The organism is Phenylobacterium sp., assembly GCF_020402505.1.
Lineage (GTDB): Bacteria > Pseudomonadota > Alphaproteobacteria > Caulobacterales > Caulobacteraceae > Phenylobacterium.
On sequence record NZ_JADBZL010000133.1, the window covers coordinates 1 to 15,027 of the forward strand.

Annotated in this window: 13 protein-coding genes; 6 read left to right on the forward strand and 7 right to left on the reverse strand. The window is 67.7% G+C overall.

The genetic code is table 11. The features are described from left to right. Together IM632_RS09795 and IM632_RS09800 are read right to left on the reverse strand one after the other, a co-directional pair. Nucleotides 1–368, reverse strand: a 368-nt coding sequence (locus tag IM632_RS09795) for a hypothetical protein (protein ID WP_296552283.1), incomplete at its 3' end; no start/stop codon positions are given. 227 nt (nt 369–595) lie between these two features. Beyond that, nucleotides 596–1,774: an acyl-CoA dehydrogenase family protein gene (locus IM632_RS09800; protein ID WP_296552285.1), complete on the reverse strand. Its 1,179-nt coding sequence runs from the start codon at nt 1,772–1,774 to the stop codon at nt 596–598. 75 nt (nt 1,775–1,849) lie between these two features. On the opposite strand from IM632_RS09800, the gene IM632_RS09805 reads away from it, so the two are divergent. Together IM632_RS09805 and IM632_RS09810 are read left to right on the forward strand one after the other, a co-directional pair. After that, a complete protein-coding gene (locus tag IM632_RS09805) occupies nt 1,850–2,731 on the forward strand; it encodes a hypothetical protein (protein WP_296523473.1) in 882 nt (293 codons plus the stop codon). 155 nt (nt 2,732–2,886) lie between these two features. Then, on the forward strand, nt 2,887–3,504 hold the full coding sequence (locus IM632_RS09810) for a TetR/AcrR family transcriptional regulator (protein ID WP_296479673.1): 618 nt from the start codon (nt 2,887–2,889) through the stop codon (nt 3,502–3,504). A 3-nt stretch (nt 3,505–3,507) separates the two neighbouring features. Here the strand turns inward: IM632_RS09810 and IM632_RS09815 are convergent, their stop codons facing one another. Next, nucleotides 3,508–4,983, reverse strand: a complete 1,476-nt coding sequence (locus IM632_RS09815) for an MFS transporter (protein ID WP_296479672.1) — start codon at nt 4,981–4,983, stop codon at nt 3,508–3,510. Between the two features lie 138 nt (nt 4,984–5,121). Here IM632_RS09815 and IM632_RS09820 point away from each other — a divergent pair, with 138 nt between their 5' ends. Then, on the forward strand, nt 5,122–7,464 hold the full coding sequence (locus tag IM632_RS09820; protein ID WP_296479671.1) for a TonB-dependent receptor: 2,343 nt from the start codon (nt 5,122–5,124) through the stop codon (nt 7,462–7,464). Here IM632_RS09820 and IM632_RS09825 read toward each other — a convergent pair. Both IM632_RS09825 and IM632_RS09830 read right to left on the reverse strand, forming a co-directional pair. Continuing rightward, complete coding sequence (locus IM632_RS09825) at nt 7,442–8,371, reverse strand: hypothetical protein (RefSeq protein WP_296479670.1); 930 nt, start codon at nt 8,369–8,371, stop codon at nt 7,442–7,444. The two genes, IM632_RS09820 and IM632_RS09825, sit on opposite strands and share 23 nt — an antisense overlap. 11 nt (nt 8,372–8,382) lie before the next feature. After that, nucleotides 8,383–9,408: a 2-oxoglutarate and iron-dependent oxygenase domain-containing protein gene (locus IM632_RS09830; protein ID WP_296479669.1), complete on the reverse strand. Its 1,026-nt coding sequence runs from the start codon at nt 9,406–9,408 to the stop codon at nt 8,383–8,385. 256 nt (nt 9,409–9,664) lie between these two features. Here IM632_RS09830 and IM632_RS09835 point away from each other — a divergent pair, with 256 nt between their 5' ends. Genes IM632_RS09835 through IM632_RS09845 form a run of 3 tightly spaced genes read left to right on the forward strand, consistent with a single transcriptional unit; the run spans nt 9,665 to nt 12,385 of the window. Next, nucleotides 9,665–10,759, forward strand: coding sequence for a putative urea ABC transporter substrate-binding protein (locus IM632_RS09835; protein WP_296497716.1), 1,095 nt, complete (start codon nt 9,665–9,667; stop codon nt 10,757–10,759). Between the two features lie 22 nt (nt 10,760–10,781). Then, nucleotides 10,782–11,603 (forward strand): ABC transporter permease, encoded by an 822-nt coding sequence (locus IM632_RS09840; RefSeq protein ID WP_296479667.1) that lies wholly within the window; start codon nt 10,782–10,784, stop codon nt 11,601–11,603. Continuing rightward, nucleotides 11,600–12,385, forward strand: coding sequence for an ABC transporter ATP-binding protein (locus IM632_RS09845; protein WP_296479666.1), 786 nt, complete (start codon nt 11,600–11,602; stop codon nt 12,383–12,385). The genes IM632_RS09840 and IM632_RS09845 overlap by 4 nt, the downstream gene beginning before the upstream one ends. 3 nt (nt 12,386–12,388) lie before the next feature. Here the strand turns inward: IM632_RS09845 and atzF are convergent, their stop codons facing one another. After that, nucleotides 12,389–14,092, reverse strand: a complete 1,704-nt coding sequence (gene atzF, locus IM632_RS09850; RefSeq protein ID WP_296479665.1) for an allophanate hydrolase — start codon at nt 14,090–14,092, stop codon at nt 12,389–12,391. After that, nucleotides 14,089–15,027, reverse strand: a 939-nt coding sequence (locus IM632_RS09855) for a carboxyltransferase domain-containing protein (protein ID WP_296552287.1), incomplete at its 5' end; no start/stop codon positions are given. The genes atzF and IM632_RS09855, both read right to left, overlap by 4 nt.

Genomic DNA, 15,027 nt, shown 5'->3' on the forward strand with positions numbered 1-15,027 from the left:
GCCGTCACCACCTCGTTCACGAGAGCGTTCTCCAGCAGCATGCGCCACTCAGGCCGGTGCAGCTGGCTGCGGGTCAGGCTGGAGCCGCCGAAGGAGTAGCGGTGGGAGCCCCGGTTTCCGCGGCGATCGGTGTCGAGGGCGAGAATCTCGTCGGCGACCTCCTGGCAACCCTTGGCCAGAAACTCGACCTGGGCGCTGTCCAGGGCCTGCGCGATGACCACGAAGCCATCCCGGCGGAAGAGTTCGGCGGCGTGCGCGACGTCCCGGCGCTCCAGGATTTCCAGCCCCCGGATGCCGTTGTTGGCCTCCAGATAGGCGCGCTGGGCCGCGAGGCCATCCGCGCCTTCGCCTGACAGGTATGGGTTCATGCCCTCTCCTCCCCCGCGGCCGCGTGGCTCGGCCGCTCCTTATTGACCATTCTTATAATACTGACCCGTGCAGGCAAGGCGTCAGACCCGTTTCAGGAAACTCGAGGATGACGCCCCCGGCCATGGCGAAGCCTCGCGTTCTTATGGGGAAGGCTAGGCCCGGGGTCAGGCGGAGTCGAGTGCGGGGCGCCCCCTGGCCGCATGACGAGCCAGCGGCAGGCGGCGCGCTACAGCCGGAGGACGTGTTTGGCGATGATGTTCCTTTGAACCTCGTCGGAGCCCCCGGCGATGCTGGCCGCCCGGCCTTCGAAATAGCGCACGACTTCCGGCCGCGCCCACGAAGGTCCGATGTCCAGGGGTTCTGCGCCGGAAGCTTCCGGGAACCAGGGCGCAGCGTAGGGGCCGGCGCACTCGACGAAGAACTCGGTCATGCGCTGGACGATGTCCGTCCCCTTGAGCTTGAGGGTCGAGGACTGCGCGCCCGGAGCGCCGCCGGCGGCGACCTCGGACAAGGTTCGCAGCTCTGTGATGGCCAGGGCCTGAAGCTCGATCTCGGCCCAGGCGAGACGACCCGAGAAGCCGGGGTCGCCGAGCAGGTCGGCGCCCTCCGATCCGGCCGGCGCCTGACCGGCCTCGCGGATCCGGCGCGACAGGTCCGTGGAGAGGGAGACGAAGGCCTGGCCAGTCCGCTCGTGGGTCAGGAGGCCCTTGGCGACGGTCCAGCCCTCCCCTTCCCGGCCCACCCGGTTCCCGACCGGCGTGCGGACCCCATCCAGGGTCACCCGGTTGAACATGTGCCGTCCATCGATGGAGATGATCGGGTGGATGGTGACGCCGGGCGCGCGCATGTCGATCAGCAGGAAGGTGATCCCCGCCTGCCGCTTGGGCTCGTCCGAGGTGCGGGTCAGGCAGAACATCCAGTCGGCGCGATGGGCGCCGCTGGTCCAGACCTTCTCGCCATCCACGACGTAGTGATCGCCCTGCAGGACCGCGCGCGTCCGGAGCGAGGCGAGGTCCGAGCCCGCCCCCGGTTCCGAGTAGCCCTGGCACCATCGGACCCGGTCCTCGAGGATGTCGGGCAGGAAGCGGGCCTGCTGTTCGGGGGAGCCATAGGCGAAGAGGATGGGCGCCAGCATGCCCATGCCCATGCCCCCGACCTGCGGCGGCAGGCCGGCGGCGGTGACTTCGCGCTCCCAGATGAAGTTCTGGGTGGGTGTCCAGCCGGGTCCGCCGAACTCGACAGGCCACTTGTTGCCCGCCCAGCCCTTTTCGAGGAGGGCCTTGTGCCAGCGGCGCTCATGATCCCGGCCGCCGTCGTATCGCTCTGGCGGCGGAAAGGTCGCATCGATCAGGGCGCGGACCTCATCCCGGAAGCGGATTTCATCGTCCGAAAGACTAAGGTTCATGGACAGGCGCTCACCCAGTATTGTAGTCTTAGTCAATAAAATGCGCCGATGGGCGACGGTCAAGGGAGGCCGGGCATGACGACTGAACCCTTTACCCTCGAGGCGCGTGACGGCGTGCTGGCGGGGCCGGTCCGGCGCCCGATCAACCTCTCCCGCGACGCCGCCGGGTCCATCCATGACGATGCAACCGCCCAGACCCTCGGTTTCCGGGGGGGAACCGTGGCGGGGAACATCCATTTCGAGCAGTTTCCGCCCCTGATGCTGGCCCGGTTCGGAGAGGACTGGCGGCGGCGCGGAGGACTGTCCCTCTACTTCCTGCACGCCACGACCGATGGCGAACCTGTCCAGGCCTTTGTCGGCGCCCCGGAAACCTTGGCCAACGGCGTCCGCCGGGCGTCCGCCTGGATGGAGACCCCCGAGGGCGTCCGCGTCTGCGAGGGCACGGCCTGGGCCGGTGGCGAGGATCCCGACTCCGCGCTCCGACGGCGGGTCGCCCAGCAGAAGCCGGCGACAGACCTTCGGATCCTCCGGGCCTCCAGGGTCGGCGATACGGTCCGCGACATCCCGAGCCGCCTGGACAGCACGACGGCTCTGCGGCGACTGGAGGGCGTGACAGAGCCCCTTCCGGAGTACCGCGACGCGGCGCTCTTCGGAGGGCTCGTCGCCGCGCCCGCCGTCGCCATCGACGCCCTTCGCGCCGTCGAGAAGCCTCTTTTCCCGACGGATGGCGATTACGTGGGGATGTTCGGCGCGATCGAACTGGAGTTCATCGACGGCCCCATCTTCCTTGATCGCGATTACCGGGTCGACGGTCGGGTCCTTGCCCTCGGGGAGTCTCCCAAGACCGAGGTCACCTGGTACGAGAGCACGCTCCGCGAAGCGCAGCAGGATCGTCCCGTGGCCCGCCTCGTCATGATGAGCCGCCTTCTGAAGGCCTCTTCGGCGCTCTGGACCTAGGGACCCCGGGCCGGAGTCCGCCTGGCGCAAGACCTCCGATCCACCGGGAGGCTGGCGGCTTGGGATTCGCGGAAATCGTGGCAAACTCAGCGGATCCCTCCGGAGACTCCCTTGCCTGATCCCGTTGTCGCCATCGTCGAGCGCAAGGCTGCGCCATGAGCGCGCCGGCCTCCTTGCAGCGAAAGCGCACCCGACTGACGCCCGAGGTGCGTCGGGAGCAGATCCTGGACGAGGCGGCGCAGCTGATCCTGGCGGAGGGCCTCTACGCGGTCAGCATGGAGCGACTCGCGCGCGACATCGGGATCAGCAAGGGCCTCGTGTACAATTACTTCCCCACGCGGGACGCCCTGTTGACGGCGCTTCTCAACCGGGAACAGGCGGAGCTGCGCGACCGCGGCATGGCCAGCGCCCTTCAGGCCGAGAGCTTCGACGACCTCATCCGCCAGACCACGCGGCTCTATCTCGAGCAGACCCGCGACCGCGGCGCGCTGATCGCCGCCCTGCTCTCGGATCCCTCCGTCGCCCTGCTGATGGAGGCGGAAAACCGGGCCGACCGGGAGCGGACCGTCCGCTACTTCGTGAAGGCCGTCCGCCGTCAGTATGGCATGTCCTTGCCGATGGCGATCGCCGGAGTGGAGATGGTTTCCGCGGTCACCGACCGTGCAGGACGCCTGGTGGCGGACGGCCAGCTCGACGTCGAAACCGCGACCGGGATGTGCGTGGCGCTGATCACCGGCGGCCTTGCCAACCTCGGGCAAATCCAGAGGTTCTGAACCTCAGGCTCCGAGGCCGGGCGCGGATGCGGACGCCCGCGCGCGCAGGGCGGCGGCGATGGCGGCGTGTCGGGCCCGCGTGATCCCGTAGGAGGCGAAGATCACCATGGAGGCCACGGCGATCACGGCCGGGATCGGACCCCAGACCATGACGAGCCGGACCTGGACCTCGTGAGGCAGCACGGCGCCTGCGATCTGGCCGATATCCCGGGGGAAGCGGATGAGGTCCAGCGCCACGCCGGCGAGGAGAACGCCGATGCCGACGGCGGCCTTGTTTGCGAAGCCGAGACCCGCGAAGTAGATGCCCTCGCGGCGGCGGCCGAACAGGTGTTCATGCTCGTCCGCGGCGTCCGCCATCATCGAGGGATAGGCCACGCTGACGAGCCCGATCCCGATGCCGGCGACGAAGGAGTTGAGCTGCATGGGCGCAAGGGCGGCCTGCCCGACGGGCGCATAGACTCCCGCCAGCCAGGCGCCCTGCATCACCAGCCAGTTGGCGATCAGCAGGGAGAGCCCCACCAACACCACGGTTTTCTTCTCGAGGCGCGCCTGGACGCGGGGGGCCGATCCAACCCCAAGCAGCAGGCCGACGACGAAGGCGTAGGAGATGAACTGGATCGACTCGCTCTTGAGCAACCAGACGAACACGAAGGAATGGCTGTTCAGCGTCGCATTCAGCCCCTGGGCCAGGTAGGTGATCAGAGCTGAGATGAAGAGCAGCCGGAAGGACCGGTTGGCGAAGATCTCCCGCACCTCCGAAGGGAGCCGACTCCACATGGGCTGGGGAACCCGGTCAGGCTGTGGGAGGGCCGCGGCGAACCGGCGAAGACCCAGGCAGCAGGCTGTCATGCAGACGAAAAGGATGCCGCCAGCCGACCAGCCGAAGCCGGGATATCCCTCGGCGCGCTGCAGACCCCCGTTGGCGAAGAAGGCGCTGTAGCCCAGGGCCGTGATGGCAAGGCCGGCCAGAACCCCAGCGGCGGACCGATAGACGACCACGCTCGTCCTTCCTGCATAATCCGTCGTGAGCTCCGCCCCCAGGGCCACGTAAGGGACATGGAACAGCGAAATGGAGATGCGGCCCGCAACCGAGAACACGACAAGCCAGGCAAAGAGGAGGGGCTGGGACAGGTCCGGCGGTGGGGAGAACAGAAGGCCGACGCTGATCACCGTGGGCAGGATGGCCGCCATCATCAGCGGCAGGCGCCGCCCCAGCCGGGACTTGAGATTATCCGACAACGACCCGATGAAGGGGTCCACCACCGCATCAAAGGCCAGCCCGATCGCCAGGGCCGCGCCCACCAGGGCGCCCGAAAGACCCAGGACGACGGAATAGTAGAAGAAGACGAAGCCCACAGCCGTGTCGAAGCCGCCGGACTGCGCCGCCTGGCCCAGACTGTAGAAGACTTTCTGCACCCGCGTCGGAGAGACCGATCCGGCCGCCTCCGCACCCTCGGCGGGGAATTCGGACCGCTGCATGGCGCCCTTTCTGGCTATTGACGGAGTCTTCAATTGGGCTTGACGGTCCCCCGCCTCGCAAACTAGCTATTGACGGTTATTACAATCAACATGCTGGCGGACAAGGGAGAGTCTCCCGACGCCGGAGGGGAGTGCGAGATGCGAAGCTACCGTTCCGCCGCCGTCGCTGCGGCCTCAACGATCGCCCTGATGGCCGGGACGTCCGCCGCAGCTGAGTCCGCCAACCAGATCGAGGAACTGGTCGTCACCGCCCAGAAGCGCGAACAGAACCTCCAGGAGGTGCCCATCGCCGTCAGCGCCTTCTCGGCCGCCGCCCTGGACCGGGTGCAGATCGAGGACGCCACGGACATCCAGCTGTCGATCCCCAACGCCGTCCTCACCGGCAATGACCGCTTTACCCTGCGCGGGGTTGGCAACAACGCCCTGGCCGGGGTTGATCCGGGCGTGCCGACCTTCGTCAACGGCGCGGCCGTCGGCTATCCGCCGCAGAATGAGTACTTCGATGTCGCCCGGATCGAGGTGCTGAGGGGCCCGCAGGGCACCCTCTATGGCCGCAACACCACCGGCGGCGCGATCAACGTCATCACCCGGAAGCCGGGATCCGAGTTTGGCGGCGAGGTCAGCGTCCAGGCCGGCAACTACGAAAACGTCCGGGTGGGCGGCGCCGTCGATCTGCCTCTGGGCCAGGTCGCGGCCCTTCGGCTGGCCGGCTATTCTCTCGACCGCAGCGGCTATACCCGAAACGAGGCGACCGGCAACGACGTCGATGGCCGGAGCCAGTGGGGAGTCCGGGGGTCCCTGGCGCTGGAGCTTGGCGATCGGACAGATGCGACCCTCGTACTCAGCCGCTTCGAGGAAGACAGCTCACGCGCCCGGGAGGGCAAGCGCCTGTGCAAGGCTCACCCGGTCCTGGGCTGCGATCCGCGGGTCCTCGGCTTCGACTCCCCCGACGCGAACACGACCATCCTTCAGACCCTTTCGCGGTTCTTCACGCCCTTCCCGGCGGGCGGCAACATCTATGCCGGCGCGCCCAACCCCACGGATTTACGCCGGATCGCGGCCGACACGGACCCGACCTACACGGCCGAGCAGACCGCCGCCTCGCTCGAATTCAACCACGACTTCGGACAGCTCACCCTGTCGGCGGTCCTGGGCTATTCTGAGTTCTCCAGTGAGCAGAACACCGACTGGGACAACGCAGACCTGCCATTCCGATTCACGCAGCCGATCACCTACTTCAAGGATCGCACCACGCAGGTCACGACCAACCGGCTTCTGACAACCGACAGCTTCACGACGCGAGGGGACACCAGGACCGGCGAACTGCGCCTGGCCTCGCAGTTCGAGGGGCCCTTGAACTTCCTCGTCGGCTACTTCGGCGCACAGGGGACCAGCTCCGGTGGCTTCGAGACCTGGCATCCGTCCATTGAACTCTTCCAGAAAGCCCAGGGCCGCCCGGCGGAGACCTGGCGGGTATCGACCCAGACCCGTAACGGGAAGAACGAGACCTGGGCGCTCTTCGGCGAAGGCTATTATGAGGTGACGCCGGATCTGCGCCTGACGGTGGGCCTGCGCTACACCGAGGAGGAACGCTCCGGCGAGAGCCGCTCCATCGTGCTGTCCGGGCTCAACCCCTGGGCCTATGCGAAGTTCCAAGGCCAGAAGACCACCTACAAGGTCGCGGCCGACTGGTCGCCCGACCTGACCTTCACGGACAAGACCCTGGTCTATGGCTCCGTGGCCACGGGCTACAAGGGCGGTGGGCAGAACTCCAACGCCACGGCCCCGACCTTCGGTCCCGAGACCGTGACCGCCTATGAGGTGGGAACCAAGAACCTGCTCGCCGACGGCGCCCTGCAGGCCAACCTGACGGCCTTCTACTATGACTACACGGGGCTGCAGCTGGGCCAGCGGATCAATGGCGGCGTGGTCACACGCAACGCCGACGCCGACATCTACGGGCTCGAGGGCGAGTTCATTTACTCGCTGGGACAGAACTGGCTGTTCGACGCCAATCTCTCGCACCTGAACACCCGCATCGGGACCTTCCTGAGCGAGGACGCCGCCAATCCAGCCCAGAGCCTGACGGCCACCACGCCCACGGTGCGGATCAACCTCGAAGGCAACGAACTGCCGCACTCGCCGGGCTTCAAGGCCAGGGCGGGGGCCCAGTACCAGGCCGCGGTCGGGTCCGGCGACTGGACGGCCACCTTCCGGGTCGACGCCACCTGGCAGGACGCCTACTACGCCCGGGAGTACAACACGCCCACCGACCGCATCGACTCCTGGGGCGTGATCGACCTGCAGTTCCGCCTCGAGAATGACCCCATGGGCCTCAGCGCGCGGCTTTTCGTGAAGAACCTCACCGACGATGACAACATCACCAACATCATCATCGAGGACGCCCTGATCGGCCGGTACCGTAACGTCCGCCTGCTGGAGCCCCGGACCTACGGGGTCATCCTGCAGAAGCGTTTCTAGGCGGCGACCGGCCCGCAAGGCCCAGGGCGTCCGCCTCCCGGGTCAGCCAGTCCATCCCCTCAGGCAGGGCGGGTGTAGCGGCGCCGGCGTCCAGGTCCGCGCGCAGGGTATCGATGCGCCAGATGCGCTCACGCCAGGCGCCCTCGGGACCCGGATTCCGCTGGACAAGGAGGTCGGGACTGGGATCCGCCCCAAAGACGGCGCCCCCCAGGAGGTCCCTGCCCTCCATGAAGGGGTCTACAGCCAGCTGAATGGGCCAGCCGCCGTCACGCCGTTGCGCATAGGCGACCTCGCAGTCGAAGGCGTCCTCCCAGAGACCCGGTTCGGCGGTGAGGATTTCGTGGACCCGCCCTTCCGGCAGGGGTGCGCGCCGTCCGATGAGCATCAGGGCGTGGTCGCCGGCGATGACCAGTCCGCCGGTCCTGGGCCGGCTGACCCCGTCCGCCCCGGTCTCGGAGACCAGCTGCAGGCCCACGGACAGTCCCGAAGCGCCCGGCTGGAGACGCCAGTCCTCCACATAGATCCCGCTGGGCGCCCATTCCACGAGGCAGGATCCGACACGTTCCAGGCGGCCGGGCTCAGGCCACTTTTCGTAGGGCTGGAAGGCGGCGAAGGCGTCCCATCGCATCAGGGCGCCGTCCCAGGATGTGTGCGCCACGAAGCCTTCCCCCCGCGCCAGTTCGGCCCGCTCGCTGGCGGTGCAGGCCTGAAGGGCGCCGCGGGCCCTGACATCCGGACGGACAAGGGGGAGCCTGAGGTCGGCGGTCAGGCCATGGCTCTGGACCCAGATGACCCGCGTCGACGTATCCTCGATTCCCGTAGCGAAGGTGATGCATCGCCGGTGGAAGCAGCCCAGCGTCCAGGCTGGCGCGGCCAGAGGCTCGGCGTAAGGACGGGTGACCGCCAATATCTCCAAGCTCATCGGACTGCGGACTTGGCGCGGGCCTGCTGGCCGAAGCTTTCCAGGGCCTGGGCGCCCTCCGGCAGGATGACGGCGCCGGCCGCGATGCGCTTCTTGAGGTATCCGAAGGTCTGGGCGGTCTGGGCGAAGAGATGTTCCCCGGAGATGATCCGGGGATATCGCGCCGGCCGGTCCGCGGTCACGAAACCGGGCAGGGGTTCGACGGCGGTGTCGTAGTCGCAGGTGGCGAAGAACGGAAAGGAATAGCGCTCTGCGGAGACCTTCCGAACCCGGTGGCTCGTGGCCACGAAGGCCCCGTTCGACCAGGTCTCGATCATGTCGCCGATGTTGATGATGAACCCGCCTGAAAGCGGCGGAGCATCGATCCACTCCCCGGCGCCGTTCAGAACCTCAAGGCCCGGCGCTGTGGAGTAGAGGATGGTGAAGCACTCATAGTCGGTATGGGCGCCGATGCCTTCCGCATCGACGGCATCCGGATCAAAGGGATAGTGGATCAGGCGCAGCTGGGCGGGCGGCGCCGAGAGCCGGGCCTCGAAGAAGTCCTCGGGCTGCCCAAGCGCGAGGGCGAAACCTCTGAAGAGAAGCCGCGCGAGGGTCTGCACCTGGGCGTAATAGGCCCCGACATCCGCCTTGAATCCCTCCAGATCCGGCCACAGGTTCGGCCCCAGCATGCCGCCCCGGGGCGGGCCGTCGTAGTCCAGGCCCACGTCGAAGGCTTCCTTCCGGTCGATCTTCCCGCTGGAAAAGACCTCCTCGCCCTCCGGCACATAGCCGGAGTGGTTTTCGGAAAGCCCGATGTAGACCTCCATCTTCTTTGGGGCGGGAAGCTCGAAGAACCTCCGTGCGGCCGCCTCAAGCTGTCGCCGCGACGCCTCAGGAACGCCATGTCCGGTCACGTAGAAGAAACCGACGTCCCGAGCGGCGACCTCGATCTCGGACGCCACAGCGCGGCGGCGGCCGGGGTCGGACGACCCCAGACCTTCAATGTTGATAACGGGAATGGACCTGAAGTCGCGGTGCAAGGCGGACCTCCGTTTTGGGCAGAACATTATTACGGATCGAGCTCACGGTAATAAGTCTGGCTTGCCCGCGACACGGGCGCTGACCGGCGATCTGATTGATCAGGATGCGCAAAGGGCGCCCAACGCACAGTTTTCGGGCGCCTTTCCCCAAACTGCGGTCACGGAGTGTCGGGTCGCTGGAATATTACGATCCGACCAGTCCGTAATACCGCCACGGTCGCTTCGGCGACGAAGTGCCACTCAATAGGGGTTGCGGATGGCGAGCGCGGACTGGAACCGGCGGACATTGCTTGCGGGCGCTGCGATGACGCTGTTGGCGGCCTGTACCGGTAAGACCGGCGAGCAGACAAAGAGCGGTGCGGCCGGCAGGACATATACCGTCGGCTGGACCATCTATGCCGGATGGATGCCCTGGCCTTACGCCCAGCAGACCGGGATCGTGAAGAAGTGGGCCGACAAGTACGGCATCACCATCAACCTCGTGCAGATCAATGACTATGTGGAGAGCCTGAACCAGTTCACGGCGGGCAAGCTCGACGCCGTCACCTCGACCAACATGGACGCCCTGACCCTGCCGGCGGCGGGCGGGGTCGACACCACCGCCCTGATTGTCGGCGACTACTCGAACGGCAATGACGGCGTCCTTCTCAAGGGCAGGAAGAGCCTGGCCGAGATCAAGGGCCTTCCGGTCAACCTGGTCCAGGGCTCGGTCTCACAGTACTTCCTGGCGCGGGCCCTGGAGAGTGTGGGCCTCAAGCAGTCGGACGTGAAGCTGGTCAACACCTCCGACGCCGACGCGGTGGCGGCCTGGCCGACTGGCGATGTCAAGGCCATGGCGACCTGGAACCCCATGCTGCGCGAGATCGACGCCATGCCGGACGCCAACCTGGTGTTCGACTCCTCCAAGATTCCGGGGGAAATTCTCGACATGATGGTCGTTTCGACGGAACGCCTGAAGGAGAACCCCGATTTCGGCAAGGCGCTAGTGGGCATCTGGTACGAGGTGCTGGAGTTGATGCAGGGAGCCTCGCCGGCCGCCGTCGCAGCCCGCACCGCCATGGCGTCCCTGTCGGGGACAGACCTCGCCGGCTACGACGCCCAGCTGGCGACCACGTACATGTACTACAAGCCGGCGGACGCGGTGGCTTACGTCAACAGCCCGGCTGCGGTGACCGCCAGCGACAGGGTGCGCAAGTTCAGCTTCGCAGAGGGCCTCTTCGGTCAGGGGGCGGCGTCTGTAGACGCCATCGGCATCACCTTCCCCAACGGGGTTGTGCAGGGGGACCCGAACAACATCAAGCTGCGGTTCGACCCCAGCTACATGGCCATGGCGGCGGCGGGTACGCTCTAGCAGGCCTCAAGGGGACACCCCCATGCGCCGTTTGGTGAACATCAGGCCCGGCAGGAGCGGACGCATCTTCCTGGGCGCGGCGCCGCTCCTGCTTGTCGTCCTCGCCTACCTTGTGGCGTCGGCGGCCAGGCGCTCGGCCAACCCCAACGACAGGATATTGCCGTCACCGGGGGACATGTGGGCCGCCTGGCAGCGGATGGCGATGAGCGTCGATCCGGTCACGGGCGCCGTGCCCCTGATCGCCGACACCCTGGCCAGCCTGACCCGCCTCGGTCTGGGCATCGGCATCGCCACGGGATCGACCCTGGTGCTGGGCCTGGTCCTGGGCTTGCTGCCCATCGTCAGGGCGACCCTGGGGCCCCTCGTGGCGGCCATCGCCGTGATCCCGCCCATCGCCGTCCTGCCGGTCCTGTTCATCGTCATGGGCCTGGGGGAGACAGCCAAGGTGGCGCTGATCGCCATCGGCATCGCGCCCTTCATGGTCCGGGACCTGGCCAGCCAGGTGAGCGCCATCCCGGAAGAGCAGATGGTGAAGGCGCAGACCCTGGGGGCTTCTACCTGGCAGATCGCCCTGCGCCTCGCCCTGCCCCAGGCCATGCCGAAGCTGCTGAAGGGCCTGAGGCTCTCCCTCGGCCCGGCATGGGTGTTCCTGATCGCTGCGGAGGCCATCGCCTCGGACGTGGGCCTCGGCTACCGGATTTTCCTGGTCCGGCGGTATCTCGCGATGGACGTCATCCTGCCCTATGTCGCCTGGATATCCCTGCTCGCGGTGATGATGGACGTGACCTTGGCCCGGATCAGCCGGCGGTTCTTCCCCTGGGACCACGCAAAGGGCGCGGCATGAGCGATCCCATCCTTTCCTTGCGAGACGTGTGGGTCGAGTACGGCGACAAGATCGTCCTCGAGAAGGTCAGCCTGGACATCGCGCGCGGGAGCTTCGTCTCCATTGTCGGGCCCTCCGGGGCCGGGAAGAGCACCTTCCTGCGTCTGATCATCGGCCAGGAAGCCCCGACCCGCGGCCACATCCTCCTGGATGGCGCGCCCCTGACCCCCGAGCCTGGCCCCGAGCGGGGCGTCGTTTTCCAGCGCTACTCGGTCTTCCCCCATCTGACGGCGATCGACAATGTCGCCTTCGCACTCGACTGCGCCGGCTCGATGTTCCTTGGACGCCTTTATGGCCGTCGCCGGAGGGCCGCCCTGGAGGAGGCTGGGCGGATGCTGGAGAAGGTCGGCCTCTCCCACAGCCGTGACGCCTACCCAGCGCAGCTCTCGGGCGGCATGCAACAGAGGCTGGCCATCGCCCAGGCCCTGATTCGCAGGCCCCGCATCCTTCTGCTGGACGAACCCTTTGGCGCCCTGGACCCGGGCATCCGGCTGGACATGCACGCCCTGATCGACGGCCTCTGGCGGGAGCATGGGCTGACCATCCTCATGGTCACCCACGACATCAAGGAGGCCTTCAAGCTCGGCGACCGGGTCCTGGCCTTCGACAAGCGCCGCCATGATCCGCAGGCGCCACACAGGTTTGGATCTTCGGCGGTCTACGACTTCCCGCTCACGGGCAAGAACCGGCGGCCGCCGGCGGAGATCCTCGCCCTCGCCGCCCGCGAGCCTGCGGCGGCCTGATCCTCAGAGGCTGGCGATGTAGGCGCGCCAACCGCCCAGATGGGTGATGTCCTGGGCGCCCGTCATGGCGCGAGGCTCGGCCACGAAGCCCTTGACCTGCGAGCCGTCTTCCAGGGTCACCGTCCCGATCGCCAGAGGCGCCGGAACCTCGACCGTGAAGGACCCGAAGGCCTCCACACCCAGTTCGTAGACCTCGACCTCGAGCGACCCGCCCGTCTCGTCATGGACGAGGGCGGGCTTGGGCGGGGTGGAGCCCGCCATGGCGTAAAGTCGATAGCAGGGCGCGGTGCGAGTACGGGCGACCAGACGGGCGTTCCGCGAAGTCAGCTGCCAGTGCAGGGGCATGCCGTGCAGGTGGGCGCCGACCACGCACAGCTTCACCCCCCTCTCCGCCTCCACCAGATCCAGGGGCGGCCGGCCGGGCGATGGTTTCGTTGTCGCAAAAGCCCCCGCAAGGTCCAGAAGGGCGGCGTCGGTCCAGGCCGGTGCGATCAGGCTGATCCCGAAGCCCGTACCATTGGCTCGGAAGCCCGCCGGGACGGCGACGGCAGACAGGTCCAGGAGGTTCACGAAGTTGGTGTAGAGGCCAAGGTTGGCGTTGAGGGCGAAGGGCTCCGCGAGGACCTCGGCAATGCGGTAGATGGTCCCGGTGGTCGGCAGGACCAGAACGTCTGCGGCGCTCCAGATGGCTTCGGCGGCGCGGGCGCAGGCGGCCAGGGCGTACTGTCCCTCGTAGGCCTCGACAGCAGAGAGCCCTGCTCCCGCCTGGACAATGGCCCGGACGACCGGATGAACGGCGGTGGCGTTCCGGGCCAGCAAGTCCTTCATCGCCGCCGTGCGCTCGGCCACGAAGGGACCCGCATAAAGCAGACGGGCCGCCTCCAGAAGGGGTGCGATGTCGACCTCGACGACGTCGCCGTCGAGGCGCTTGAGGGCGGACCGGTAAAGGGCGGCGGACTCCGAATCCCCCAGGAAGTTGAGCTGGTCCACCCGGGGAACGCCGTATCGGGGGCGCGCCGGCAGGGGGACGTTCCGGGTTGGCCGCGAGAAGTCGTCTCCGGGATCAAGATCTGCGAGGACCGCGTCGACCCGCAGGGCCAGGGCGGCGTCGGGGGTGAAGACGCTGATGCAGTCCAGGGACCGGCAGGCGGGAACCAGCCCCTGGGTGCTCCACCGGCCCCTGGACGGCTTGAAGCCCACCAGACCATTGAAGGCCGCAGGCACCCGGCCTGAGCCCGCCGTGTCCGTCCCGAGGGCGAAATCGACGAGCCCAGCCGCCACGGCCACCGCCGAGCCGGAACTGGAGCCGCCGGAGACATAGTCGCGGTTGAAGACGCAGGCGGGAGCCCCATGCGGGCTGCGCGTCCCCACAAGGCCTGTGGCGAACTGGTCCAGATTGGTCTTGCCGACCGCCACGGCGCCCGCGTCCAGGAGGCGCGCGACGACCGTCGCCGACGTCCCGGGCGAATAGGCGAAGGCGGGACAGGCCGCCGTCGTGGGCAGGCCCGCCAGATCGATGTTGTCCTTTACCGCGAAGGTCAGGCCGGCCAGGGGCAGGACCTCGCCGGCCGCCGCCCGGCGATCGACCTCGGCGGCGGCGGCGAGGACCGCCTCGTCCGAGAAACGGGCGATCCAGGCCTGTGGCTGGACGGCGTCGTAGGCGGTGATGCGGTCAAGGGCCTGGCGGGCGGCGTCAACGGCGCTCATGTGGTCTCCAGGGCGATGATCGGCGCGCCGGCCGCGACCGCATCCTTCTCGCGGGCGTAGACCGCCCTCACCACGCCTGCGGTCGGACTGGGGACGTCGCACTCGGTCTTCATGGCCTCGATGACGGCGATGACATCGCCGGCCTCGAGGCGGTCTCCCGGCTCGACCCGGACCTTCCAGACGCTGCCGCCCAGCGGGGCCTCGACGAGTTCGCAGCCCTCTGGCGCAGCGACGACATCGGCGGGGCCGACGTCGGAGGATTCCGCCGTCAGCGCCTCGACCCGGGCGAACTCGCCCTTTGCCTCCCAGTCGACCCGCTCGGCGTCGAAGGCCTGCTGGCGCTGGCGCTCGAAGGCGGCGATCCCGTCGGCGTTGTCCGCCAGGAGGCGACGGTAGTCCGAAAGGCGGAACACCCCCTCCTCGATGCGCACGGGATAGCGGCCGAGGGGAAAGTCGCGGCGGGCGTCGGTCAGCGCCTCATGGCTGACGGGGAAGAACTTCACCCGGTCGAAGAAGCGCAGGAGCCAGGGCTTGCCCTCCGTGAAGGCGTCGGTCTGGCGCCAGGTGTTCCAGACCTGGATCGTGCGACCGAAGAGCTGGTACCCGCCCGGCCCCTCCATGCCATAGATGCACATGTAGGCGCCGCCGATGCCCACCACGTTGGGCGGGGTCCAGGTGCGGGCGGGGTTGTACTTGGTCGTCACCAGCCGGTGGCGGGGATCCACGGGGGTGGCCACTGGCGCCCCGAGGTAGACGTCGCCCAGGCCCATGACCAGGTACTCGGCGTCGAAGACGATGCGTTGAACATCATCAACTGACGCCAGTCCATTGATCCTTCGGATGAATTCGATGTTGTCCGGACACCAGGGCGCATCGTCCCGGACCGCCTGCATGTACTTGTCGATGGTCTCGTAGATCGCCGGGTCCTTCCAGGA